The organism is Pseudomonas syringae group sp. J254-4 (genome assembly GCF_032586855.1).
Classification (GTDB): domain Bacteria; phylum Pseudomonadota; class Gammaproteobacteria; order Pseudomonadales; family Pseudomonadaceae; genus Aquipseudomonas; species Aquipseudomonas amygdali.
Genome location: NZ_JAWHOO010000024.1, coordinates 58,546 through 83,906 on the forward strand (window position 1 = coordinate 58,546; position 25,361 = coordinate 83,906).

23 protein-coding genes are annotated in these 25,361 nt (G+C 57.7%); 8 read left to right on the plus strand and 15 right to left on the minus strand.

Annotated elements, in window-relative coordinates; all coding sequences use genetic code 11:
* The first annotated feature begins 99 nt into the window (after positions 1–99).
* A complete protein-coding gene (locus RYB09_RS22830; RefSeq protein ID WP_219170459.1) occupies positions 100–2,793 on the plus strand; it encodes a GGDEF and EAL domain-containing protein in 2,694 nt (897 codons plus the stop codon).
* A gap of 147 nt (positions 2,794–2,940) precedes the next feature.
* Entirely contained in the window at positions 2,941–3,588 is a 648-nt protein-coding gene (msrA, locus tag RYB09_RS22835; RefSeq protein ID WP_058401177.1) for a peptide-methionine (S)-S-oxide reductase MsrA, read from the plus strand.
* A gap of 232 nt (positions 3,589–3,820) precedes the next feature.
* Here the strand turns inward: msrA and RYB09_RS22840 are convergent, their stop codons facing one another.
* Positions 3,821–4,657 (minus strand): 23S rRNA (adenine(2030)-N(6))-methyltransferase RlmJ, encoded by an 837-nt coding sequence (locus tag RYB09_RS22840; protein ID WP_230017043.1) that lies wholly within the window; start codon positions 4,655–4,657, stop codon positions 3,821–3,823.
* 380 nt (positions 4,658–5,037) lie between these two features.
* Between RYB09_RS22840 and RYB09_RS22845 the strand changes: the two genes are divergently transcribed.
* Together RYB09_RS22845 and RYB09_RS22850 are read left to right on the plus strand one after the other, a co-directional pair.
* Positions 5,038–5,268 (plus strand): DUF6124 family protein, encoded by a 231-nt coding sequence (locus RYB09_RS22845; protein ID WP_058408328.1) that lies wholly within the window; start codon positions 5,038–5,040, stop codon positions 5,266–5,268.
* 122 nt (positions 5,269–5,390) lie between these two features.
* Positions 5,391–5,657 (plus strand): hypothetical protein, encoded by a 267-nt coding sequence (locus RYB09_RS22850; RefSeq protein ID WP_058408329.1) that lies wholly within the window; start codon positions 5,391–5,393, stop codon positions 5,655–5,657.
* Between the two features lie 224 nt (positions 5,658–5,881).
* Here RYB09_RS22850 and RYB09_RS22855 read toward each other — a convergent pair whose 3' ends face one another.
* The 3 genes from RYB09_RS22855 to gbcB all read right to left on the minus strand — a co-directional run bounded on the left by RYB09_RS22855 (position 5,882) and on the right by gbcB (position 7,599).
* Positions 5,882–6,058 (minus strand): hypothetical protein, encoded by a 177-nt coding sequence (locus RYB09_RS22855; RefSeq protein ID WP_160329158.1) that lies wholly within the window; start codon positions 6,056–6,058, stop codon positions 5,882–5,884.
* 108 nt (positions 6,059–6,166) lie between these two features.
* Complete coding sequence (locus tag RYB09_RS22860) at positions 6,167–6,361, minus strand: hypothetical protein (protein WP_058408330.1); 195 nt, start codon at positions 6,359–6,361, stop codon at positions 6,167–6,169.
* A 137-nt stretch (positions 6,362–6,498) separates the two neighbouring features.
* Entirely contained in the window at positions 6,499–7,599 is a 1,101-nt protein-coding gene (gbcB, locus tag RYB09_RS22865; protein WP_004654878.1) for a glycine-betaine demethylase subunit GbcB, read from the minus strand.
* A 309-nt stretch (positions 7,600–7,908) separates the two neighbouring features.
* Between gbcB and gbcA the strand changes: the two genes are divergently transcribed.
* Together gbcA and RYB09_RS22875 are read left to right on the plus strand one after the other, a co-directional pair.
* On the plus strand, positions 7,909–9,207 hold the full coding sequence (gbcA, locus tag RYB09_RS22870) for a glycine-betaine demethylase subunit GbcA (protein ID WP_002555658.1): 1,299 nt from the start codon (positions 7,909–7,911) through the stop codon (positions 9,205–9,207).
* Positions 9,208–9,410: 203 nt separating this feature from the next.
* Entirely contained in the window at positions 9,411–11,819 is a 2,409-nt protein-coding gene (locus RYB09_RS22875; RefSeq protein WP_316890341.1) for a fibronectin type III domain-containing protein, read from the plus strand.
* An 871-nt stretch (positions 11,820–12,690) separates the two neighbouring features.
* Here the strand turns inward: RYB09_RS22875 and RYB09_RS22880 are convergent.
* From RYB09_RS22880 to RYB09_RS22905, 6 genes are all read right to left on the minus strand, one after another.
* The gene (locus RYB09_RS22880) at positions 12,691–13,488 is read right to left on the minus strand and encodes an electron transfer flavoprotein subunit beta (RefSeq protein WP_316890368.1); all 798 of its coding nucleotides are present in this window, start codon (positions 13,486–13,488) and stop codon (positions 12,691–12,693) included.
* Positions 13,478–14,698 carry an electron transfer flavoprotein subunit alpha/FixB family protein gene (locus RYB09_RS22885; RefSeq protein WP_316890344.1) on the minus strand — a complete coding sequence of 407 codons (1,221 nt, stop codon included), beginning with the start codon at positions 14,696–14,698 and terminating at the stop codon, positions 13,478–13,480. Before RYB09_RS22885 ends, RYB09_RS22880 begins: the two co-directional genes overlap by 11 nt.
* A complete protein-coding gene (gene dgcB, locus RYB09_RS22890; protein WP_316890345.1) occupies positions 14,698–16,659 on the minus strand; it encodes a dimethylglycine demethylation protein DgcB in 1,962 nt (653 codons plus the stop codon). The genes RYB09_RS22885 and dgcB overlap by 1 nt, the downstream gene beginning before the upstream one ends.
* Positions 16,660–16,775: 116 nt before the next feature.
* Positions 16,776–18,836: a dimethylglycine demethylation protein DgcA gene (gene dgcA / locus RYB09_RS22895; RefSeq protein ID WP_044320870.1), complete on the minus strand. Its 2,061-nt coding sequence runs from the start codon at positions 18,834–18,836 to the stop codon at positions 16,776–16,778.
* Positions 18,837–18,851: 15 nt separating this feature from the next.
* Positions 18,852–19,382 carry a DUF5943 domain-containing protein gene (locus tag RYB09_RS22900; RefSeq protein WP_005613912.1) on the minus strand — a complete coding sequence of 177 codons (531 nt, stop codon included), beginning with the start codon at positions 19,380–19,382 and terminating at the stop codon, positions 18,852–18,854.
* Positions 19,383–19,466: 84 nt separating this feature from the next.
* The gene (locus RYB09_RS22905; RefSeq protein WP_004663330.1) at positions 19,467–20,444 is read right to left on the minus strand and encodes a dipeptidase; all 978 of its coding nucleotides are present in this window, start codon (positions 20,442–20,444) and stop codon (positions 19,467–19,469) included.
* A 228-nt stretch (positions 20,445–20,672) separates the two neighbouring features.
* On the opposite strand from RYB09_RS22905, the gene RYB09_RS22910 reads away from it, so the two are divergent.
* A complete protein-coding gene (locus RYB09_RS22910; RefSeq protein ID WP_002555668.1) occupies positions 20,673–21,083 on the plus strand; it encodes a lysozyme inhibitor LprI family protein in 411 nt (136 codons plus the stop codon).
* Between the two features lie 55 nt (positions 21,084–21,138).
* Positions 21,139–21,558 (plus strand): DUF3010 family protein, encoded by a 420-nt coding sequence (locus tag RYB09_RS22915; protein WP_002555669.1) that lies wholly within the window; start codon positions 21,139–21,141, stop codon positions 21,556–21,558.
* Between the two features lie 527 nt (positions 21,559–22,085).
* Here RYB09_RS22915 and fba read toward each other — a convergent pair.
* The 5 genes from fba to RYB09_RS22940 all read right to left on the minus strand — a co-directional run bounded on the left by fba (position 22,086) and on the right by RYB09_RS22940 (position 25,348).
* Complete coding sequence (fba, locus tag RYB09_RS22920; RefSeq protein WP_004654897.1) at positions 22,086–23,150, minus strand: class II fructose-bisphosphate aldolase; 1,065 nt, start codon at positions 23,148–23,150, stop codon at positions 22,086–22,088.
* 114 nt (positions 23,151–23,264) lie between these two features.
* Complete coding sequence (locus tag RYB09_RS22925) at positions 23,265–23,591, minus strand: MliC family protein (RefSeq protein WP_316890349.1); 327 nt, start codon at positions 23,589–23,591, stop codon at positions 23,265–23,267.
* 52 nt (positions 23,592–23,643) lie between these two features.
* On the minus strand, positions 23,644–23,841 hold the full coding sequence (locus tag RYB09_RS22930; protein WP_004654900.1) for a hypothetical protein: 198 nt from the start codon (positions 23,839–23,841) through the stop codon (positions 23,644–23,646).
* Positions 23,842–23,926: 85 nt separating this feature from the next.
* A complete protein-coding gene (locus RYB09_RS22935; RefSeq protein WP_044318367.1) occupies positions 23,927–24,157 on the minus strand; it encodes a hypothetical protein in 231 nt (76 codons plus the stop codon).
* Between the two features lie 27 nt (positions 24,158–24,184).
* Entirely contained in the window at positions 24,185–25,348 is a 1,164-nt protein-coding gene (locus tag RYB09_RS22940; protein WP_316890352.1) for a phosphoglycerate kinase, read from the minus strand.
* Positions 25,349–25,361 lie beyond the last annotated feature (13 nt).

Genomic DNA, 25,361 nt, shown 5'->3' on the forward strand with positions numbered 1-25,361 from the left:
GTGGTCTCTTGTAAGCACGAGCCGCATCATGCAACCTTGCCATACGCGAAAGTGGGGTTTACGCCCGTCGCGACTAGTATTTCGGAAGCGAGTTTGTTCATGAAAAGCCAAACCGATGCTGCCGGTAGATCCGCAGCCGAGGTAGTGACGCAATTGCCAGTGCCTTCGCGCCTGGGCATGCTGCGTTTCGAGCGGCTGAATGAAGCCAATTGGGCGCTATTGTTTCTCGATCCGAATTGCGAAAAGCAGTTCGGCCTGCCCGCCGTCGACCTTTGCGCCTTGATTGGATCCCCTTATGCCAGCCTCATGGAGCCGCAAGCACGTTATCAACTGCATGACGACATCCAGCAGCAACTGGCCTCCTCTCCGAATTACCTGATTCGCTACACCCTGCACAGCCCCAAGGGTACGCTTGGTTTGCTGGAGATCGGCGAAGCCTACAAGCAGCACAATCGTCATCTGCTGCGTGGTTATTTTCTGATCGTCGATGGCCTTGTCACAGAAAGCGAGAGCGCCACTGACTCCGATCTCGAAACCCGCAACCTGCGCCTGCAGATTGCCCTTGAACTCAACCAGCGCGCCCAGCGTGACCAGTTTGCCCACCTGGAACGCGTGCGTGCCCAGCAGGACCTGATCCTGCGCCTGACCCGGCATCGTTACACCACAGCCAATACGCTGCTGGAAGCGGCAAAGCTGATCACCAAAAGCGCTTGCGACATTTATGACGTCGATCATGTCAGTATCTGGAACCTCACCGACAAGCGTCTGGAGCCGATCACCGACTATCGTCGCGAAAGCGGCGACTATCAGTCGCGTACTCCGATTGATATCAGCGCCTACCCCACCTATCTGCAAGCGCTTAATACCAGCAGGGCGATTGACGCCAGCAATATCCAGACCGACCCGCGCACCCGCGAAATGGCCGAAAGCCTGACGCCTGGAGAAGACAAGGCGGTCCTCGATGCGAGTATTCGTATCGATGGCCAGGTCATTGGCGTGCTCTGCCTGGAACAGTCCGGCTCGATACGCGAGTGGCAGTCCGACGAGATCGCCTTCGCTGGCGAGTTGGCCGACCAGTTCGCCCAGGTCATCAACAACCACAACCGTCGGGCCGCGACCAATGCGCTGCACCTGTTCCAGCGTGCGGTCGAACAAAGCGCCAACGCCTTTCTGCTGGTCAACTGCAACGGCGTGGTCGAATACGTCAACCCAAGCTTCACGGCGATCACGCAGTACAGTTCCGATGAGGTCTCCGGGCACAAGCTCTCGGAACTGCCTGCGCTGGAAAACCTCAACCAGTTGTTGCTGGAAGCCAACTCCAGCCTGACCAACAGCAACAGCTGGCAGGGTGAGTTCAAAAGTCGACGCAAGAACCTCGAACCCTACTGGGGCCAGCTGTCGATTTCCAAGGTGTATGGCGATAATCGCGAGCTGACGCACTACATCGGCATCTATGAAGACATCACTCAGAGCAAGCTGGCCCAGCAGCGTATCGAGCGCCTGGCCTACACTGACAACCTGACCAATCTGGGCAACCGTCCGGCCTTCATCCGCAACCTGGACGAACGTTTTGCCCGTGACACCGACACGCCGATGAGCCTGTTGCTGGTCGACATCGACAACTTCAAGCGCATCAACGACAGCCTCGGCCACCAGACCGGTGACAAACTGTTGATCAGCCTGGCGCGGCGCCTGCGCAACACCTTGAGCCCGTCCGATGTATTGGCGCGCTTTGCCAGTAACGAATTTGCCGTACTGCTCGACAACACGGATCAGGAAGCCGGACAGGCCACCGCCAGTCAGGTACTGGCCACGCTGGACAAGCCGATGTTCGTCGACAATCAGCTGATCAGCGTCACCGGCTCGGTGGGCCTTGCCTGCGCGCCGCTGCACGGTCGTGACCCGCAGACCCTGATGAAAAACGCAGGTCTGGCCCTGCACAAGGCCAAAGCCAACGGCAAACATCAGGTTCAGGTGTTTACCGAAGCATTGAATGCCGAGGCCAGTTACAAGCTGTTTGTGGAAAACAACCTGCGCCGCGCCCTGACCCAGAACGAACTGGAGGTGTTCTACCAGCCCAAGCTGTGTCTGCTGACCGGTCGTCTGCTGGGCATGGAAGCGCTGCTGCGCTGGAATCATCCTGAAAAAGGCATGATCCGCCCCGATCAGTTCATCAGCGTGGCGGAAGAAACCGGCCTGATCATCCCCATCGGCAAGTGGGTCGCTCGCCAGTCCTGCCGCATGAGCAAGGACCTCACCGCCGCTGGTTTCGGCAATTTGCAGGTGGCGATCAACGTGTCACCCAAGCAGTTTTCCGACCCCGAACTGGTGTCATCGATTGCCGCTATCCTCAGAGAAGAAGAGCTGGATCCTTCGCTGCTGGAACTGGAACTGACCGAAGGCCTGCTGTTGGAAGCCACCGAAGACACGCGCCAGCAGCTGGACTCGCTGAAGAAGCTTGGCCTGTCGTTGGCCATGGATGACTTCGGCACCGGTTACTCCTCATTCAGCTACCTGAAGAAATTCCCCATTGATGTGATCAAGATCGATCGCAGCTTCATCCGCGATATTCCGGATGATGAAGACGACATGGAAATCACCTCTGCGGTCATCGCGATGGCCCACAACCTCAAGCTCAAAGTGGTCGCCGAAGGCATTGAAACCGCTGCACAGCTGGCGTTCCTGCGCCGTCATCGTTGCGATGTGGGCCAGGGCTATCTGTTCGACAAGCCTATCCCTGGCGAAGAGCTGATCGAGAAACTGAAGCGCTACCCGCGTCGTCCGTCCGCCTGACAACCTTCCCTGCACCCTGCTCTCTCGGGCACACTGTCAGGCTGTTATTACACGGCAGCACTTGTTTGTGCGTGTAACGGGACCTATGTAACTCTGCTCATCTGTCCTGGCCCCTGCTGCCTGTCTCTAAACGAGAGGATATGGTTCATGACTCTGCGCTCGGAAATTCTAGTGAACAAAAACGTACTGCCCACCGCCGAACAAGCACTGCCGGGTCGTGAAACGCCTATGGCGCTTCCGGAAACTCATTTCGTCAACGGCAACCCGCTGCTGGGACCGTTTTCGAGCAATGTGGAATTCGCCATCTTCGGCCTGGGTTGCTTCTGGGGCGCAGAACGCCGCCTGTGGCAACAGGAAGGTGTGGTGAGCACCGTCGTGGGGTATGCGGGCGGATTTACCCCGAACCCGACTTACGAAGAAGTCTGCTCCGGTCTGACTGGCCACACTGAAGTGGTGCTGGTTGTCTACGAGCCCGAGAAAACCAGCTACAAGTCGTTGCTCAAGGTGTTCTGGGAAGCGCACAACCCGACCCAGGGTATGCGTCAGGGTAACGACATCGGTACTCAGTACCGCTCGGTGATCTACTGCACCACTCCCGAACAGCTCGACGCCGCCAAGACCAGCGCTGCAGAATTCCAGGCGGAACTGAGCAAGGCCGGGCTAGGCGCAATTACCACTGAAATAGAAGAAGCTCCGACGGTCTACTTTGCCGAGGCATACCACCAGCAATATCTGGCCAAGAACCCTCAGGGTTATTGCGGCCTTGGTGGTACCGGAGTTTGTCTGCCAGCTTGAGCTGGCTGATTGGCAGGAAAAGGGGACTGATGCCTTGTTAGCAGGATAAGTGGGAGCGAGCTTGCTCGCGAAGGCAATGGTTCAAACGCCCTGTTTTCGAGGACTGCACTGGCCCTTTCGCGAGCAAGCTCGCTCCCACAAAAGCTCATTCATTGCTGCGTTTGGGAATACAAGAGCTATCTCCTGAACCTCTCGCACCCTTCGGGCTTCAGAGTGGTCACGACTGGTTCAATTACTCGGCGATCAACCAGTCCATCTTCCAGCCGCCCTGGGTCTGGCCCAGTTTGTCTGCCAGATAAGGCATCAGCTCACGCAGCTCTTCTTCCAGGCCCCACGGCGGGTTGGCGATGGCCAGGCCTGAACCGTTGAGGCTGGCCGGGGTGTCCAGCGGGTGGACGAACAGCTCGACGCGCAACAACTTGGGTGCGCCAGTCTCGGCCAGGTCCTGATAGAAGCGGCGCAGCAGGCGGGTATCCTTGATCGGGTACCAGATAGCAGCCACCGTCTGACGCATGCGTCCGATGGTTTCCTTGAGCGCTACAGCGCAGCGTTTCATTTCATCGAGCTGCTCGAACGGCGGGTCGATGAGCATCACGGCACGCTTTTCAGCCACCGGCAGCAAGGCGCGTGGCACATGCCAGCCCTCCCCCAGATGCACCGCCACGCGGCGGTCGCCCTTCATGTTTTCCTTGAGCAGACGCCCGTCTTCGGGGTGCTTCTCGTTGAGCAGCACACGCTCGCGCTCGCGGGTCAGGCGACGGGCCAGCTCCGGCGAGCCGGGGTAGTAGCGCAGCTCGCCGTCGGGGTTCATGTCGTGCAGCACTTGCAAGTAATCGGAGGCCAGCGCGGGCAAATCCGGTGCATCCCAAAGACGGCCGATGCCTTCCAGCCACTCTCCGGTGCGGGTGGCCTGATCGCCCTTGAGGTCGTATAACCCCAACCCCGCGTGGGTGTCGAGATAGGCGAACGGCTGCTCCTTGCGCGCCATGAGGGCGATCAAGCGAGTCAGAGTCAGGTGTTTGAACACGTCGGCGTGGTTGCCGGCATGGTAGGCGTGACGGTAATTCATGGCAGCTCCTGGCAAGCTGCGCAGTTTAGCAAACCTGAGCAATGAACAAGAATTTGTAACGAATTTGCGGGACTCGTCTCTTTCGTTTGAAGGAAATTTCCGAGAAACTCCCGCCCCCTTGTGCCTGCCGATTTCGATCACTACTCTGCGCCCGTCGCTGCATATTCAGCGATGAGGATTAGTAGCCCTCGTTAAATCCAGGCGCATTGCGCCACCTTGTGCAGGTGCCCTTTCACGGCCTGCATTTTTTATGGTGGTCGTGCGTGGGGCATCTTCGGATGCACCGGGGTTCCTGGACCGGGCTACTACCTGCGCATGATCACCACCCTCGCTTAGTAGCCGACGGTGATGGTCTTCTAAAACTCCAGGAGATACATCACATGCTGAAAATCGTCCCCGACCCACCCCTCTTCAACGCCCGCCCCAAAGTCAGCCATGAAGATGCGCTGATGTATGCCAGCGACCTGCTGCGCTGTGCTGCAACCAGCGCCTTTGAATTCAGCGACAGCATGACCGGCGCGCAGCGAGACATGACGCTCACCATCATGCACCTGGTGGACATGGCAAAGGTCATGGTCGACAACACAATAGAAAACCTGCAAATCGAATAGCATGACCTGAACTGAAAACGACGTACCTGTAGTCAATCCTGCCATGCGCGACGCACAGGACTTGCCCTTGGCAGTCTGCCCTACCAGAATCGGAAAAAAGCCCGATCAAAGGAACAGAAGCCATGATGCACGCAGATTTGATTGACCAGGAAGACCTGCTCGGCCAACTCAGAGCCCTGGGCTTCGAAGCACCCGGCGGCGCAACCGCTGAACAAGCCTGCGCGCAAGCCGTTTGCGGCCTGAACGTCGAACGCGCTACAGCCCTGCGACGTCTGGTAGAGCAACTCCTGACCGGCAGTGCCACCCTCCTCCCCGCCGTCCGCCAGGCCATCGACCAGCAACTGCTGCCAGCGCTGGCGGCTTATAAGCAGAGTCACAGTGGGTCATGAAGTCCCGGCTAAATCCTGACTACGCAGCGCGACGCAGATGTATGACGCAGAGCGCCACGACAGGCATTCCGACACCGGAGCGTGCGCAACGATAATCTCGACTATCGTGCGAAGCTCAGCGTCGAAATGCACTTCCGGGCGCTCTGCGTCCGGTCTTGAACAGGCAACAGCCCGGATACAAGGGCTGCTGCTGATGAAGGAAGGAGGGAAGTAAGGAAGAAACGCTACAGGCGGCTAATGACTTGCACTGCAATCAATGTGGCAAGCGCGGCCAGGGCTCCTGTGGCGAACGGCAAAAGGCCTATGCGCGATGCAAACGACTCCTTTGCATTCATGCGTGCGTCCAGATCGGCTATTTCACGACTTACGGGTGAATCAACTTTTGAAGTTAAGGTATCCATGATTCGTCCTGTAAAAATATAGTGCAGGCCTATCGCGAGCCCTATGAAAGCAATCTGAACCGTTCACCCGCAAATTTCAAGAGATCGCCTGGACTCCTCGTCGGTCGGTCAGCTTGGAGCAAGCAGCTTGAGGACTGCGCTACCTGCAGTTATAAGTCCCGCGCCCACCAGAAACGGATACCAGAAAGCCTCTCGTTTCAGTTTTTTGTCTTCAGACAACAGCTTTCGCGTTTCTGCAACGAGCTTGCGACATTCCAATTGCAGCTTCTCAAGCTCCAGATTGTGACGATTATTTTGTAACATCACACGTCCTGTGGAATACCGGCATTGCAGCTCGCAATGCCCTAAACAGAAAACCGATGATTACCCTTCGAGGTCATTGTGTAAATCATCTTTATGATACAGAAACACATTAAATCTAAAGACACGAGACGAATGCCTCAATACTCAATCCGCACATCCCCCTTCGGTACGCTGCAGCAGGACAGAATGTAGCCCTCTGCAACATCCTCGTCGGTGATGCCGCCGTTGTGCTCCATTTCCACTTCGCCGCTCAGCTTCATAACCTTGCAGGTGCCGCAAATGCCCATACCACATGCTTTGGGGATCATCAGGCCGAGTTTGGCGGCAGCGGCGTGGACGGTTTCGCCCGGGGCCACGCGAATGCTCTTGCCGGTGTCGGTGAATTCCACCTGATGCAGGTCGGCGGCGTCGACATCCGGCGTGTCGGCTGCGATTTCGGCCTGCTCGACTGCATCGGCCCGCGCTTCAGGCGGTGTCGCGCCGAACGACTCCTCATGGTATTGCGCCATGTTGAAGCCGTTTTCCAGCAGAAGACGCTTGACCGCCGCCATGTACGGCGTCGGCCCGCAGCAGAACACCTCGCGGTCCATGAAGTCCGGGGCCATCAGTTCAAGCATTTTCTGGTTCAGGTAGCCGCGATAACCGGCCCACGGCTCACCCAGCCCATGCTTTTCGCAGACAAGATGCAGGCTGAAGTTATCGATCCGCGAGGCCATGTGTTCCAGCTCGCGGTGATAGATGATGTCCTTGGGCGAGCGGGCGCTGTGCACAAACACCATGTCGACATTGGCGTTGGTGTCATAGAACCAACGCGCCATGGACATCACCGGCGTGATGCCGACGCCACCGCTAAGGTAGAGAATCTTCGGGTTGGGGAAATCGATGGCATTGAACAGCCCGACCGGCCCGTGCACGGCCAGTTCCTGACCCTCACTGAGTGTGTCGTGCAGGTAGTTGGAGACCTTGCCGCCCGGTACGCGTTTGACGGTGATCGAAAAGCTGTAGGGCACCGACGGTGAGCTGGAGATGGTGTAAGAGCGCATGATCGGCAGACCATCGATCTCCAGCTCCAGGGTCACGAACTGCCCTGGCTTGAAAAAGAACATGATCGGCTGGTCGGCCATGAAGCAGAAAGTGCGCACATCCCAGGTTTCCTGGATGACTTTGACGACACGTACCAGGTGGCGACCGTTGGCCCATGTCTGGGTCGTGACCGGGCTCAGGAAACTTTGCGACATACTCGATCTCCACGGCCGACTGTCGGCCTCTCATGCTGCGGATTCTGCGTAACGCGCGAGGCGGCCATTTACCTATCAACGACATTCACGTACTTACCGCGACCAGCCCCGTGCAACAAGGCCTGTCGCGTCGGGAACGGATGCGGCCATGTCGCCCATGGATAAGGTTCACTCAGCGCCCGGCTCCACACTCGCCACCAAGGGTCATAAGCATGGTCGACTGATCTATCGTCATGCGTGCAACGCGATCACACCCGTATCAGCCACATTCGCAGGCCGCCCATGCCGCGGTCATGAGGGATTTAATCGATGGACGTCACCGCAACCTTGAGCCTGGGCGATCCGCTGGAACCTGCACGCAAGGCCACTGCCGAGATGCTGCAGAATCGCGAGCGCACCTACTCGCTGCCGCAGCCTTTTTACAGTGATGACCGACTGTTTGAAATCGACATGCAGGAAATCTTTCACAAGGAGTGGCTGATTGCCGGGATGACGTGCGAGATCCCGACCAAGGGCAATTACCTGACGCTGCAGATCGGCAAGAACCCGATCCTGGTGGTTCGCGGCCCGGACGGTGCAGTCAACGCGTTCCACAACGTATGCCGCCATCGCGGCTCGCGCCTGTGCACCGCAGAGAAAGGCAAGGTCGCCAAACTGGTTTGCCACTATCACCAGTGGACCTACGAGCTGGATGGCCGCCTGCTGTATGCGGGCACTGAAATGGGCGACGACTTCGACATGAAGCAGTTCGGCCTCAAGCCGGTGCACGTCAAGACCGCAGGCGGTTACATTTTCATCAGCCTGGCGGAGAACCCGCCTGCCATCGACGAGTTCCTGTCGACGCTGCGGCACTACATGGAACCCTATGATATGGAGAACACCAAGGTGGCGGTGCAAACCACCTTGATGGAAAAGGCCAACTGGAAGCTTGTACTGGAGAACAACCGCGAGTGCTACCACTGCGGTGGCTCGCACCCTGAGCTGCTCAAAACCCTGCTGGAATGGGACGATGTCACAGACCCGCGTGCCGATCAGGCCTTCAAGGATCACGTGGCCGCATCTGCTGCTGCGTGGGACGCCGAGAAAATCCCCTACGCCCACGCCAGTTTCGGCCTGCGTAACCGTATCGTGCGTATGCCGCTGCTCAAAGGCACGGTGTCGATGACCCTGGACGGCAAGGTCGGCTGCAAAAAACTGATGGGCCGCATCCAGAACCCGGACCTGGGCTCGATGCGTATTCTGCATTTGCCGCACTCCTGGAACCACTGCATGGGCGATCACATCATCGTATTCACGGTGTGGCCGATCAGTGCGCAGGAAACCATGGTTACGACCAAATGGATTGTCCACAAGGATGCAGTCGAGGGTGTGGACTACGACGTGGAACGCATGCGCCAGGTCTGGGATGCCACCAATGATCAGGACCGCCGTCTTGCCGAAGAAAACCAGCGCGGCATTAACTCTACCGCCTATCAACCCGGGCCTTATTCGAAAACCTATGAGTTCGGCGTGGTCAACTTCGTCGACTGGTACAGCTCGCGCATGCTGGAAAACCTCGGGGCAGAGCCTGCACCCTATCTGAAGGGCGTGGCGGTGAATCACGAGTAGAGGGCACACCTGCCCTTGGCAATACTGAGTACGGCTCACTCTCCAGCGAGGTGAGCCTGCTCAAACGATCGTCGACTGACGAATTTCCCGTTTCCCCCGCACAACAACTCCTCCGCCGATACCGTCATTTCTGACAGTTACCTGAAAACCCCTCTCGTGATCAACTCTCGTTGAAGTCAATCCAACGGAAGGAGACACGGACTATGCTCAACCCAAAAATCATTAATCAATATAAAAACAAAACAACCGATGCCGCCTCGGCCATGCCGGATATAAGGGGCAAAAATATTCTCATGGGGTTCTGGCATAACTGGCCTTCCGAACCCGGTCAAGGTTACCAGCAAGGCCTCTTCAAAGAGATGGCGCTGACCGACATACCCGAAGCGTATAACGTCGTGGCCGTGGCCTTTATGAAAGGTGCCGGCATTCCCACCTTCAAACCTTATAACCTGAGTGATGATGCGTTTCGCGCTCAGGTGGCAGCACTGAATGCACAAGGCCGTGCAGTGCTGATTTCTCTTGGCGGGGCTGACGCGCATATTGAGTTGCATGCCGGTCAGGAAGATGCACTGGCCTATGAAATTATTCGTCTGGTTGAAACCTATGGCTTTGACGGCCTGGATATCGACCTTGAACAAGCTGCTATTACCTTTGCCGATAACCAGACCGTATTACCCGCTGCGTTGAGGATGGTGCGCGAGTATTACGAGACAGAAGGTCAGCACTTCATCATCAGCATGGCCCCGGAATTTCCTTACCTTAGAGTCAGCAAAAAACTGCCTTTATTGAAAGAAATCACTGCGTACTTTCCGTTTCTAAAAGACGTCGTGACGTTCCTGGAATCGTTGAAAAGCGGCGGCGCTTACCTGGCCTACATCAACGCTCTGGAAGACATCTATGACTTTATTGCGCCACAGTATTATAACCAGGGCGGCGATGGCATATGGGTCGATGAGCTGAACCTGTGGGTCACTCAAAACAACGACGCCCATAAGAAAGAGTTTATTTACTACCTGACCGACAGCTTGATCCACGGTACGCGTGGCTTCACTAAAATTCCGGCCGACAGGCTGGCCATTGGTCTACCGACCAACAATGACGCCGCCGCCACCGGTTACGTGGTTGATCCGCAGGACGTCAAGGATGCACTGCAAGAGCTGGAAGACGCCGGCAATCCGATTCGCGGGCTGATGACCTGGTCAGTCAACTGGGACGCAGGCAAGGACAAAAGCGGCGAGGAGTACAACTGGGAGTTCGTGAACCGCTACGGTTATCTCACCGGAGGCGAAACACCTGTACCGGAAAAACCATCAGTACCTGCTGATCTCAGATCAACCGAAAAAACTGCAACGTCGGTGAAACTGAACTGGTCACTCTCGGAAGGCCCGCAACCGGTCTTGCAATATGAATTGCGTCGTAACGGTGCGGACTCCTTTCTTGTAGACAACCCTGTTTATAACAATACCGGCCTTCAGCCCGGTACTGCTTACAGTTACCAGGTGCGTGCAATTGATGTCATAGGCAACACATCCGAATTCTCGGCCGCACTCACCGTGCGTACACAGAGTGAAGGCGGAGGCGATGCAAAACCGACGACACCTGTATTGAGCCTCGCGGAGGTCACCGAGAGCAGCGTGTCGCTAACGTGGACACCGTCTACCAGCGATAGCCAAATCGTCAGGTATCAAATTGGCCGCAATGGCTGGCCTTTTCAAACGATCGCAAGCGTAACGACCGCGTATACCGATAGCGACGTCACTGCCGATACTCAGTATGAATACTACGTCGTTGCACAAGATACCGAACTTCAGTGGTCAGAGGTCAGTAATGTATTAAAGGTCAAGACCGCTGGCGAAACACCTGTGCCCGGTAACCCGTCACTGCCTCTCGACTTCAAATCCACCGAACAGACCACAACGTCGGTAACGCTCGACTGGAGCAAGGCGAAAGTTGCTCACGTCCAATATGACCTCTTCAGGGATAATGTTTTTTTACAGCGCGTTGAAAGCGCACCCTTTACTGACACAAGTGTCTTGCACAGCCGTCTTTATGGTTATCAGATCCAGGCGATTGACAGCGTGGGAAACAGCTCTGAGCGCTCTGAAACGCTCTTGGTCACTACAAAGTCCGAGCCCTCTGACGATCGCCCTACGCCACCAGGCAACTTACGCCAGACCGCCGCAACAATGACCAGTGTTTCATTAGAGTGGGACGCGTCTTTCAGTGCACTGGGTGTCGCGTCCTACCGCCTCATAACCTTTGGCGGGGAGACAGTGAGTCTCGACGCCACAACACTCAAGTACACTGTGGAAGGACTAACAGCGGCTAAAACGTATCAGTGTCTTGCCGGCGCGCTCGATACAGAGAAAAACCTGTCTGGCCCAAGCAATGTTGTACACGCTTCGACCAGCGCAGCGATTTCTGAGTGGAAAACAGCTCAGTCCTATTTGGAGGGGGATAAAGTGACGTATGGCGGCGACACCTATATCTGTCTCAATCCTCACACCTCACAAATAGACTGGAAGCCAGGTAGTGCACCAACGTTGTGGGCGCTTTGGGTGGAGCAAGCAGGCGGCAAACTTTATCCCGGTTTGCCGAAAAAATGGCAGTAATCCTCGTGGCGTCAGGTACCTGCTGCCATAGCCGATGAGACGGGCTTGAAAATATAGCGACGAAATGACTTATCCACACAGCCTTCAAAGCGTTCATGTGGGTGAGTCGTTGCGCTGACGCAGGAATGTACTGGATAACAATCACTTATCCAGATCACCTTGCAAACATTGCACCTGTACATTTTTTGCTCAAAACCTTGTAGCCCACAGTTTCACTGGGTTACAGAGGAGCGCGAACACCTTATCCACAGAAGCGCCAACAGACTTTGGGTACAACTTCGTCCCAATCACCCGGCCTGCTGTGGACAACGTATAAAATGGCTGAAAAACCACCCGAATGAACCAACGCTGCACGCAAAACCCTGCTTTGATCATTTTTCATACAAAATCTCCAAAGCCTTTATTTACAAGGCTTGCAGGTAATCACAAACAACTTGTCCACAAGCACGCGCACAGAGATTGTGGGCAAACCCAGTGGCTGGCAGATGGCAGTGCGCATTTATCCACAAAAAAATGCAATGAAAATAAAGAGTTAGATTGATCGTTTTTTGAACACCACTCCAAAAGCCACGTTCTACAGGCCCTTCAGACGTTCACGAACACATTATCCACAGGCACACGCACAGGGATTGTGCGTAAGTCTTCCCGAAAAGAATATTGGTCAAGGCCGTACAGGCGTGACGTTCAAACGAGCCATTTTGCTACCCATCACCATTTCGAGTTTCAACCGCAGTTACGAAAACGCGGATGTAAAAGTCGAGGTCAGTAATGGCGATGGTCTAGACGGGAGTATTTCCTATGCCTACTCCCGGCCTCTCTCCGAGCAGAAAGGCAAACCGCCCATCAAAGAGGGCAGCACAAGACCATAGCCTTACTTTACGACGCCCTCATCGATCAACAGCTTCAGAATCGCGGCTGCGCCCTCTTCCGGGCACAGCCCCTTCAGCACTTGGCCTGCGCCGCCGCTGGCCTTGGCAGTGGCGGCTTTCATGCGATCAGCGCCGCTCTTGGCCTTGATCACTTTCAGGCGTTTAGGCCGCGGTCTGGCTGGCTGCAGCGATTGGTTGGTCAATAACTCATCGGCAACGACCTGAACTCTTTCGGTGTCCAGCGTGCCACGCTGTGAGGGCCCGAATGCGCTCTGTCGAGGTTTGGGAGCCGCGTTATCCACAGTGGCCAGAAACGGCAGGCGGACCTTCAGCCGACGACGCTGGCCGCGAGGCAGAGCCTGCAACACCACTGCGGTACCGTTGTTCAGCGACTCGACTTCAGCCAGACCGGTCACCAATGGCCAGCCCAGCCTTTCAGCCAACAGAAAGGGCAGCATCCCCGACCCTTCACCGGTTTCAGCCTGACTGCCGGCCAACACCACCTGCGCGGCAGAATCCCGGAGGTAGTCAGTCAACGCAATCAGCGCATCGGCGCCCTCGGGTTGCTCCAGCACATGCAGCTCGCTGAGCCCCATACCAAGGTAAGCGCGCAGCGCCGGTTCTTCGGCATTGCCTGCGTGCAGTACCTGCAAGTTATCCCCAGCCAGCTGCAAGCCAAGCTCGACGGCCCGCGCATCCTGTTCGGCGCGGCGCGCACGACCCGATGTCGGGTGGGCCCCGATTGACACCAGACTGATGATCTGTACCGCATGCTTATCCACAGACACTTCAAGCTGCATCACGCTTACCTCCGCTGCGCCAGGCTGCCACCGCAGCGATCAATGCCGTGAGCACTTCGGCGCTCTCGCCGATGAACGATAGATCAGCGCGCTTGACCATGTCGCACCCCGCATCCAGATTGATCGCAATAACCTTGTCGCAGGCGCCGATGCCCTGCAGATGCTGGATGGCCCCGGATATACCGACGGCAACGTACACCCTTGCGGTAACCCAGGTGCCGCTGGCGCCCACCTGACGCTCGCGCCCCATGAAACCATCGTCCACCGCCACCCGCGACGCCCCTTCGGTGGCCCCGAGTGCCGAAGCGGCCTGATGAAACAGGTCCCAGTCTTTGACACCATTGCCGCCAGACAGAATGAATTCGGCTTCAGCCATGGGGATAACGCCGGGATCGACGGCTACCGCCCCCAAGTCTTCGATACGCGGCAGGCTGCGTGCTACGCCTGTGGACAACTCGACCGGCACTACCTCGTGGCGGGTTTCGCTCACCGGTTCGGCACACTCTACGGCGGCCAGAATCAGACGGGCCAAAGGCCGAACCAGGTCTTCGCGCCCGGCTCCTGCCCGACTTATGCACAGCTGGTCCTTGACCTGCCAGACCCGCGTTGCAGGTCGCTCGCCGATGCTGGCGGCAAAACGTCTTCCCAGTTCGCCACCGCCGGTGCGGCTGTCCGGCAGCAGCCAGTGGCGCGGGTTGAACTGGTTATCCACAGCTCGCAATCCTTGCACGCGCTGTTCCGGTGAATAACCGTCGAACCCGGCACCGTCGATAATCAATAACCGATCCACGCCAGCAACGTCGAAAGCAGTTTCCTTGTGTTCGCCGAACACCACTGCCAGCACGGCACCGTCGGCTCCCGCAAGCTGACGCGCCAGCCCCAGCAAGTCGCGATCGTGGCTGCTCAGGCGGCCGCCGACCATATCGGGCACCACCGTGATATAGAACGCTGGCTCGATGATGGTATGCAGTGGCAACTGCACGTCGGCGACGGTTGAACGCTTGACCGCGCCACCCTGCTGAGCGCCGCTGCGGTCGATACGCTTGATGCCGTTGGGACCGATAAAACCCAGGCCATGCACGTTCTTGCGCAGCAAACCGTTTGGTCCCATCCAACTGCTCTGCACAGGCTGCATGGCGGCATGCAGCGGGTGCAGTCGATTGCGAGCGATCCACTCGGCACGAGGGTCGCGGCGGATAATGTCGCTCATCAGTGCGCCTCCGCGGGTTCACGTTTGCTGGCAACAGACGGGCTGGGGATAACTTCTTCAATCAGCGCATCGGCCACCAGCTCGGCGATATCCTTGATCAGCGGGCGCGGTTCAACCACGCCTTCAAGCATGGCCGTGCACTGTGGACAACCGACTGCTACCACCTCGGCAGCGGTTTCACGAATGTCGTCCATGCGCATGTCGGGAATCCGCTGTTTGCCGGGGATATCGGTGATCGGCGCGCCGCCACCACCGCCACAGCAGCGGGAACGAAAGCCCGAGCGCTGCATTTCCCTGATTTCTATACCCAGCGCACGCAGCACGTCACGAGGGGCCTCGTACTCGCCGTTATAACGGCCCAGGTAACACGGGTCGTGATAGGTCACGCTGGCACCTTTGTGCTGGCCCAGACTCAATGCGCCATTGCGCACCAGTTCAGCCATGAAGGTGCTGTGGTGCTGCACCTGATAGTCGCCACCAAAAGCGCCATATTCGTTTTTCAGCACATGAAAACTGTGCGGGTCGCAGGTCACGATACGCTTGAAGCTGTAAGTGGCCAGGGTCTGAATGTTTCGTCGGGCAAGTACCTGAAAGGTTGCCTCATCGCCCAGACGCCGTGCCACGTCACCGCTGTCGCGCTCTTCAAGGCCCAGCACGGCGAAATCTACCTTGGCCGCCTTAAGGACTTTGACGAACGCGCGCAGGGTACGTTGGTTACGCATGTCGAACGCGCCATCACCGACCCAGAACAGCACGTCAACGCTCTTTCTCTCGCTGAGCAGACTCAGGTTCAGATCCGCCGCCCAATTCATCCGCCCGCCCGGTGCAAAACCGCCGGGGTTATCGGTGGCGATCAGGTTATCCAGTACCTCGGCACCCTTGTTTGGCGTCGCGCCCTTTTCGAGGGTCAGGTGACGGCGCATGTCGACGATGGCATCGACGTGCTCGATCATCATCGGACACTCTTCTACGCAGGCCCGGCACGTGGTGCAGGACCACAGCGTTTCGGCGTCCACCAGCCCGTTGACGATGGGCTGATGCGGATTGCCGCCATGCTCGCCCAGCGGCTTGCCTTTGCCATCCAGCGATGGATAGGGACTGCCCGCAAATTTTGCGTCGGTGCCACCGGCAAGGCCGACCACCATGTCCTGAATCAACTTTTTCGGGTTGAGTGGCTGGCCTGCCGCAAACGCCGGGCAGGCCGCTTCGCACTTGCCGCACTGCACGCAGGCGTCGAAGCCCAGCAGTTGGTTCCAGGTGAAGTCCTGAGGTTTCTCCACACCCAGCGGTGCGGTTCGATCGTTCAGGTCCAAAGGTTTCAGGCCCGTGGAACGTCCACCAGCAAAACGCTCGGCACGCCGGTGCCAGGCCAGGTGCAGCGCCCCGGCAAAGGCATGCTTCATCGGGCCGCCCCAAGTCATGCCGAAGAACAGCTCGCTAACGCCCCACAACACGCCCAACCCGAGGATCACAACCAGCACCCAGCCACCAAAATGCTCGGGAAGAATGCCCGCCACCGGCAGCGTGACCAGAAAGAAACTCGCTGAAAACGCCATGAGGCTTTTCGGCAGACGCATCCACGGGCCTTTCGACAAACGCGCGGGCGGATTGAGACGACGCTTATAGACAAATACCGCTCCGACAAACATCACCGCCGTCATTAGCAATAGCGCGTAGCCAAGAACGCGGTTATGCAGGCCGAAGCCGTGCACCAGAATCGCCAGCACGATTGAGGCAACCGCCCCGCCTGCAGTGGCAACGTGGGTGTTGGCGATGTATTTATCGCGTGCGACTACGTGGTGCAGGTCGACCATATAGCGCTTGGGCATGGCCAGCAGACCGCCGAGCAAGTCGACTTTCGAGGGCCGTCCGTTGCGCCACATGCTCACCCGCCGCCACGCACCCAGCGCCGCAAGGGCCACGGCGCTGAACAGCAGGATGGGAAGAAGGGTGTCTAGCATCACGTTGCCCTCAAGGTGCAAGCTTTAAGCTGGAAGCCTCAAGCTGCAAGCTTCAAGAAAAAGCACCGAGCAAAGGCTTCTACTTGCAGCTTGCCGCTTGCAACTTGTAGCTGTTCTCAAAAATCCTTGCACAGCCGCAAGCCGTCATAGATCGCCGCGTGGGTATTACGCTGCGCCACGCAGTCGCCGATACGGAACAGCAGGTAACCGTCGCCCGGCTGGCTCAATGAAGGCTGTGGCTGAATGGCGAATAGCGCATCGATGTCGATCTGGCCCTTGTTGCGCGAGCCTTCCTTGAGCGCGTAATAGATCGCTTCGTCCGGACGCACGCCGTTTTCCACAACCACTTGATCGACCACTCGCTCTTCCTTGGCACCGGTGTATTCGTTCTCCAGCACCGCCACCAGCTTGTCGCCCTCGCGATAGACCTTTTCCAGCATCATGTCGCCGGTCATGATCACTTCCTTGGGGTACATGCTGCGGTAGTAGGTCGGGAACGAGGTTCCGCCAATTGCCACGCCCGGCTTGATGTCATCGGTGACGATTTCGACCTGGCTACCCTTGTCGGCCAGATAGTCGGCTACCGACATGCCGGTGAACTCGCAGATGGTGTCGTAGACCAGCACGTTCTTGCCCGGCGCAACTTTGCCATCCAGCACGTCCCAGCTGCTGACCACCAACCCCTCGGCAGCGCCCCAGTGTTCGTTCTGCTCCAGAAACGGATGACCGCCCACCGCCAGCACCACGATGTCTGGGCGCAGGTCGAGGATGGTTGCTGCATCGGCCGCAACGCCTAGACGCAAATCTACTTTCAGGCGCGCCAGCTCCAGCTGGAACCAGCGCGTAATACCGGCAATCTGGTCGCGCTGCGGTGCCTTGGACGCGGTAGTGATCTGCCCGCCAATGAATTCCTTCTTCTCGAACAGCGTTACGTCATGGCCACGCTCGGCAGATACCCGAGCCGCTTCCATACCGGCAGGACCGGCACCGACCACCACGACCTTGCGTTTTGGCCCGGCTGATTTTTCGATGATGTGCGGCACGCCCATGTATTCGCGGGACGTCGCAGCGTTCTGAATGCACAGCACATCCAGCCCCTGATACTGGCGGTCGATGCAGTAGTTGGCACCGACGCATTGCTTGATCTGATCGATCTGGCCCATCTTGATCTTGGCGATCAGGTGCGGGTCGGCAATGTGCGCGCGGGTCATGCCGACCATGTCCACATAGCCGCCTTCCAGAATGCGCGTTGCCTGGTTTGGGTCCTTGATGTTCTGCGCATGCAGCACGGGGGCCTTGACCACTTCCTTGATCCCGGCCGCCAGGTGCAAAAACGGCTCCGGTGGATAACTCATGTTCGGAATGACGTTGGCCAGGGTGTTGTGGGTGTCGCAACCCGAGCCCACCACGCCGATGAAATCGATCATGCCGGTGTCGTCGTAATACTTGGCGATCTGCTTCATGTCCTCGTGACTGAGGCCATCGGGGTGGAACTCGTCGCCACAGATGCGCAGGCCCACACAAAAGTCGGGGCCGACCTCCTTGCGCACCGCCTTGATAACTTCCAGACCAAAGCGCATGCGGTTCTCGAAACTGCCACCCCATTCATCGGTGCGCTTGTTGACCCGCGGGCTCCAGAACTGGTCGATCATGTGCTGGTGCACCGCCGACAACTCGACCCCGTCCAGCCCACCCGCCTTGGCACGCGCCGCTGCGCTGGCGTAGTTGCCGATCACTCGCCAGATCTCCTCCGGCTCAATGGTCTTGCAAGTCGCACGGTGTACCGGCTCGCGAATGCCTGACGGCGACATCAGGGTCGGCCAGTGATCACCATCCCAGCGCGAGCGACGGCCCATGTGAGTAATCTGGATCATGATCTTGGCGCCGTGCTTGTGCATGGCGTCGGCGAGGTTCTGGAAATGCGGGATGATTCTGTCGGTGGCCAGATTGACCGATTTCCACCAGCCTTGCGGGCTGTCGATGGCGACACTTGATGAACCGCCGCAGATGGCCAGACCGATACCGCCCTTGGCCTTCTCTTCGTAGTACTTCACATAACGGTCGGTGGTCATGCCGCCGTCTGTGGCATAAACCTCAGCGTGCGCGGTACTCAGCACACGGTTACGGATTGTCAGTTTGCCAATCTGGATCGGCTGGAACATCGCTTCGAAAGCCATAACGCGATCCTCGATTTACAGCGGCTTGACGACAAACAGTCCGTCGTCGTGACCTTCTTCGGAGCCACCGTAAACCTGCTCGGCTACGGTACGGATCGAGCTGCCGCTGGCGGCGAGTATCTGGTCCATCGCCCCGGCAAACCAGCCGGTGAACATGTAGTCGACCTTGCGCCCGACCTTGCCGTAGACATACACGAAACAGGAGTGCTCAAGCTTCACGCTGGCGGTGCCTTTTTCGATATCGATGTCCTGAATCTTGAACAGTCCCCAGCCGCGTTGCGACAGACGCTTCATGTAGTGCTCGAACACGGCAACACCTTGCAGGCCGTGGCATTCGGCTTCCTTTTCACACCAGTGCCAGGCGGACTTGTAACCGGCTTTGTAGAGAATGTCAGCGTAGGCATCGGCACCCAGCACTTCTTCGATGCCCATGTGGTTGTTGACGAAAAAGTGCCGGGGCACATAGAGCATCGGCAACGCATCGGAGGTCCAGACGCCGGTTTCGCTGTCGACTTCGATAGGCAGTTGCGGGGCGATTTTAGCCATGGGGGTCAAACTCCAGATGATTCGGGTTACACCCACCGCCTGAAAGGCCGCGGGGGTTCAATTCGATAAGGTGTGGCTGGCGGATTACTCGCCCCAGACGTCGGCCAGTACGTTGACCCAGTTCTCGCCCATGATCTTGCGCACCACGCGTTCGGAGTGACCGCGCTTGAGCAACGTTTCAGTCAGATTGGGAAACTCGCCCACGGTGCGGATGCCTAGCGGGTTGATGATCTTGCCGAAGCTGGTCAGGCGGCGGGCGTAGCCCTTGTCGTGGGTCAGGTATTCGAAAAACTCCTGACCGTGCCCCTGGGTAAAGTCAGTACCAATGCCGATGGCATCTTCACCCACGATGTTCATCACGTATTCGATGGCTTCGGCGTAATCGTCGATGGTCGAATCGATGCCCTTGGCCAGAAACGGCGCGAACATGGTCACGCCTACGAAGCCGCCGTGGTCGGCGATAAACTTCAGTTCAGCGTCGGACTTGTTGCGCGGGTGTTCCTTGAGGCCGGACGGCAGGCAGTGGGAATAGCAGACCGGCTTTTTCGATTCGAGTATGACCTCTTCCGAGGTTTTCGAGCCGACGTGGGACAGGTCGCACATTACTCCGACCCGGTTCATTTCAGCGACGATCTCACGTCCGAAACCCGACAGCCCGCCGTCGCGTTCGTAGCAGCCGGTGCCGACCAGGTTCTGGGTGTTGTAGCACATCTGCACGATGCCGACGCCCAGTTGCTTGAATATCTCGACGTAACCGATCTGGTCTTCGTAGGCATGCGCATTCTGGAAGCCGAAGAGGATGCCGGTCTTGCCCAGTTCCTTGGCCTTGCGAATGTCAGCGGTGGTGTGCACCGGCATGACCAGGTCGCTGTTCTCGCGCATCAGTTTCTGGCTGCTGCAGATGCTGTTGATAGTGGCCTGGAAGCCTTCCCATACCGACACCGTGCAGTTGGCCATGGTCAGGCCGCCCTTGCGCATGTCTTCAAACAGCTCGCGGTTCCACTTGGCGATGATCAGCCCGTCAATAACGATGCTGTCGGCGTGCAATTCGGCTGGGCTCATCAGGCTGTCCCCTTTTTTGATTCCGGCGCGCCGAATCGGCTGTCGGCGCTAATGGGGTCAGCATATGCCGGAGGGTCGCGTGAACCGGGTGCAAAAACGACAGGGGGTTTGCCGAAAGCGTCAAGATGCGACAAAGGGTGACGGCGTGTCGCCCCACGATGTCGTAAACCTGTTCATTGTCTCGCGCTTGAGACAGAATCCAGCGTATCAATGGATCGGAGCGACTCGATGAAAACGTTTTTGCTGACCCTGGCCCTGATGGCAACGGCTGTGACAGGCGTACAGGCTGCTCAGAACCCGGATGTCTCGCCTTGCGACGGTGTTGACGATGACAAGCAGACTCTGGAGTGCTCGGTTTACAGCCGCACGACTGCAGAAGAATTGCTCAAGGAAAATTTCAACAACCTGCTCAAGCGTGTTCAGTCGCAGTTCGTTGCCAACAAGACGCAGTTCAACGACTTTACCAGCAAACTCAAGACCGCCCAGCAAGCCTGGGAGAAGCTGCGTGACGCAGATTGCGCCGTTGAAGTCTTCCCTTCTGCGGCAGGCAGCAAAGCATTCACCATCAGTGAAAACGACTGCATTGCGCGCATGAGCGACGAGCGCTCGGAGTACCTGGAGTCGATTGCACAGGAATAACGTCTACGATGAGATAACCTGCTTCTTTATATGAACGAGCTCATCAGGTTTTCTCATGATTATTTGCGGTGTAGAAATCAAAGGCAGCGAAGCCATATTCGCCCTTGCCACTCGGCAGAGCAGCGGGCTCGCTCATCTGCCGCTGGCCACGAAAAAGATCGCGCTGGAGGACGATGAAGAGCCTGCCAACGTCAAGGCTTTCGCTACGCAGCTCGCCAGCTTCGTACGCGAACACGGCGTCAGCCACATCGCCATCAAAAAACGCAGCAAGAAAGGCGAATTCGCCGGCGGCCCGACCACATTCAAGATCGAAACCATCTTTCAACTGATGTCCGATTGCGATGTAGCGCTTATCTCGCCGCAGACCATTAATGCGCAGAACAAGAAACACGCTTTCGCCCTGCCTGATACGCTTAACAAGTATCAGCACGAGGCTTACAAGGCAGCGTGTGCGGGGTTGATGAAGAGCGTTTAAGCACTTTAAGAGAGGACGCAGAGCGTCCAGAAAGGCATGCGACGCGGAGCGTCGCACGATAGTTGTAGGTGCTCTCCCGGACGCCGATCGTTCCTCACGCTCCAGCGTGGGAATGCCTGTCGTGACGCTCCGCGTCACAAATCTGCGCCGCGCTGCATACTAAAAAGCGGACGCAGAGCGCACAGAACGGCATGCGACGCGGAGCGTCGCACGATAGTTGTAGGTGCTCTCCCGGACGCCGATCGTTCCTCACGCTCCAGCGTGGGAATGCCTGTCGTGACGCTCTGCGTCACAAATCTGCGCCGCGCTGCATACTAAAAAGCGGACGCAGAGCGTACAGAACGGCATGCGACGCGGAGCGTCGCACGATAGTTGTAGGTGTTCTCCCGGACGCCGATTGTTCCTCACGCTCCAGCGTGGGAATGCCTGTCGTGACGCTCTGCGTCACAAATCTGCGCCGCGCTGCCAATTTCGAAGCGCTATAAAAAAACCCGCATTTCTGCGGGTTTTTTCAATGCGTAATCAACTCAGTTGATCTTGGCATCCAGTTCGCCACGCGCGTAGCGTTCGAACATGGCGTCCAGGGAGATCGGTTTGATCTTCGAGGCGTTGCCGGCGGTGCCGAAGGCTTCGTAGCGCGCGATGCACACGTCACGCATGGCCGAGACGGTTTTGGCCAGATACTTACGCGGGTCGAACTCGCTTGGGTTTTTAGCCATGAATTCGCGGATGGCACCGGTAGAGGCCAGACGCAGGTCGGTATCAATGTTGACCTTGCGCACGCCGTGCTTGATGCCTTCAACGATTTCTTCGACCGGTACACCGTAGGTTTCTTTGATGTCGCCGCCGAACTCGTTGATGATCTTCAGCCATTCCTGTGGAACGGACGAAGAACCGTGCATCACCAGGTGAGTGTTAGGGATGCGCTTGTGGATCTCTTTGATGCGCTCGATCGCCAGGATGTCGCCGGTAGGCGGCTTGGTGAACTTGTACGCGCCGTGGCTGGTACCGATGGCAATGGCCAGGGCATCGACCTGGGTACGCTTGACGAAGTCAGCCGCTTCCTCAGGGTCGGTCAGCATCTGGCTGTGGTCCAGAACGCCTTCCGCGCCAACGCCGTCTTCTTCACCGGCCATACCGGTTTCCAGCGAACCCAGCACGCCCAGCTCACCTTCCACGGAAACGCCACAGGCGTGAGCGAAGGACACTACGCGACGGGTAACGTCGACGTTGTAGTCGTAATCGGCTGGGGACTTGCCGTCTTCACGCAGCGAGCCGTCCATCATCACCGAGCTGAAGCCCAGCTGGATCGAGCGCTGGCAGATATCAGGGCTGGTGCCGTGGTCCTGGTGCATGACCACCGGGATGTGCGGGAATTCTTCGATCGCGGCGAGGATCAGGTGACGCAGAAACGGCGCACCGGCGTATTTGCGGGCACCGGCAGAAGCCTGGACGATCACCGGGGAGTCGGTCTTGTCGGCCGCTTCCATAATGGCGCGCATCTGTTCCAGGTTGTTTACGTTGAAAGCTGGAACGCCATAGCCGAATTCGGCTGCGTGGTCCAACATCTGGCGCATGCTGATAAGTGCCATTGTCTGTCTCTCTCCCGGTAGGGTCGTTAATCGAGCAAGCCTGCCGTAGTGGCGGCTGCCATTCAAGTTATAAGCTCAGCCACGAAGGCTGCGCGTGTGTGCCCGAGATCCGACTTATCTGGCCTTGCAGCCGCGACCGATCAGATCGTTGGTAGCGTCCCAGTAGATCAGGCCCTCGCTACCCTTGTTGACGAATGCCAACACGTTGTTGCTGTAAAGCGTCCCGCTGGCAGCGCCGGGTTCAGCCTTGAGCCTGAACACCTGATCGCTCTGATTCAGGCGAACATCGACTTCCTTTTTGGCCGAATCGATGTAGCGCCAGTTGACCTCTGCATTGCTGTCACACACCCAACGGTTCCAGGGGTCATTGTGCTGCGATGTGCTCAGGCTCGAACAACCGCCAAGCACTGCCAAAACCCCAAAGGCAATCACGCGTCTCATTACATCTCCTGGCTGCCCTGCGAAACGCGGTGTATGCCGGTCGTTTCAACTGTCAGGGGCAGTTCTGTTCCTGTTTACGGTCATCGGCCGGCTCACCCGTTACATGTGCCTCGACCCGTTGACTGTTTTCAGTCGTCGGCACATTCACAGAGGCCGGGCTGAATATCTGACAGGTCTTGGCATGCGAGCCAGAACCGGTACAACCAGCCAATACAACGCAGCTCATCAGAGCCAGGGCAGCGATCTTCATGGCGAAACTCCTTTGCCGGAAAAATATCCACTCTTTAAAGACCGCCCAAGCCCGTCAATGTTGCCAAACGGATTTCAGACCTGGCTCACAAACATCCTACATTGCCTGTTCTGGGCATGAACTCGTAACGATCCCATACCTGCGGACCGCCACGCTTGTAGATGACCGGCACCGTTTCGGCCTGCCAGCCCGCCTGATAACAGCTTAACTGGAGCGGTTGGCTCGGGGAGTCGCTCTCCACCTCTTCAACCGCAGGTTTGCCCGCGCAACCGGCCAGCAAACCTGCGATGAGAAACCACGGTAACGCCCTGACCATTGACCACTCCTTGTCCAAAGCTTTCATTCAAGCCTTGGCGCGTTGTTCGAGCACTTCTACCGCTGGCAGAATCTTGCCTTCCACGAACTCGAGGAATGCACCGCCACCGGTCGAAATGTAGGAAATCTGTTCTGCAACACCATACTTATCGATAGCCGCCAATGTGTCGCCACCGCCCGCGATGGAGAACGCCTGGCTTTCGCCAATGGCCTTGGCCAGCGTTTTGGTGCCTTCACCAAACTGATCGAATTCAAACACGCCGACTGGACCGTTCCACAGGATAGTCCCGGAAGATTTCAGTAATTCGGCGAAATGCGCAGCAGTTTGCGGGCCAATATCAAGAATCATGTCGTCGTCGGCCACGTCAGCGATCAGCTTGACGGTTGCAGTGGCGCTCTCGGCGAACTCCTTGGCAACCACCACGTCCGTCGGCAATGGCACGCTGACCTTGGCGGCAATGGCACGCGCGGTGTCGAGCAGGTCAGGTTCGTACAGCGATTTACCGACCTTGTGACCCGCTGCGGCCAGGAAGGTGTTGGCAATGCCGCCGCCGACGATCAACTGATTGCAGATGCCGCTCAGGCTGTTGAGTACGTCCAGCTTGGTGGACACCTTGGAGCCCGCAACGATGGCAGTCATTGGCTGAGCCGGAGCGCCCAGAGCCTTGCCCAGCGCTTCAAGCTCGGCGGCCAGCAACGGGCCTGCCGCTGCCACTTTGGCGAATTTGGCAACGCCGTGGGTCGAGCCCTCGGCACGGTGAGCGGTACCGAAAGCGTCCATCACGAACACGTCGCACAGGGCCGCATATTTCTGTGCCAGCTCGTCGGCGTTCTTTTTCTCACCCTTGTTGAAGCGAACGTTCTCGAACAGCACGACATCGCCGGCCTTGACGTCAACGCCGTCCAGATAATCGGCAACCAGCGGAACATCACGACCCAATGCCTTGCTCAGGTACTCGGCAACCGGCTTGAGGCTGTTTTCAGCAGAGAACTCGCCCTCGGTCGGACGACCCAGGTGCGAGCAGACCATGACGGCCGCGCCTTTTTCCAACGCCAGCCTGATGGTCGGCAGCGAGGCAAGAATACGTGCATCACTGCTGACAACGCCGTCCTTTACCGGGACATTGAGGTCTTCGCGGATCAGTACACGTTTACCTTGCAGATCGAGGTCGGTCATCTTCAAGACGGTCATGAGCATTCCTGTT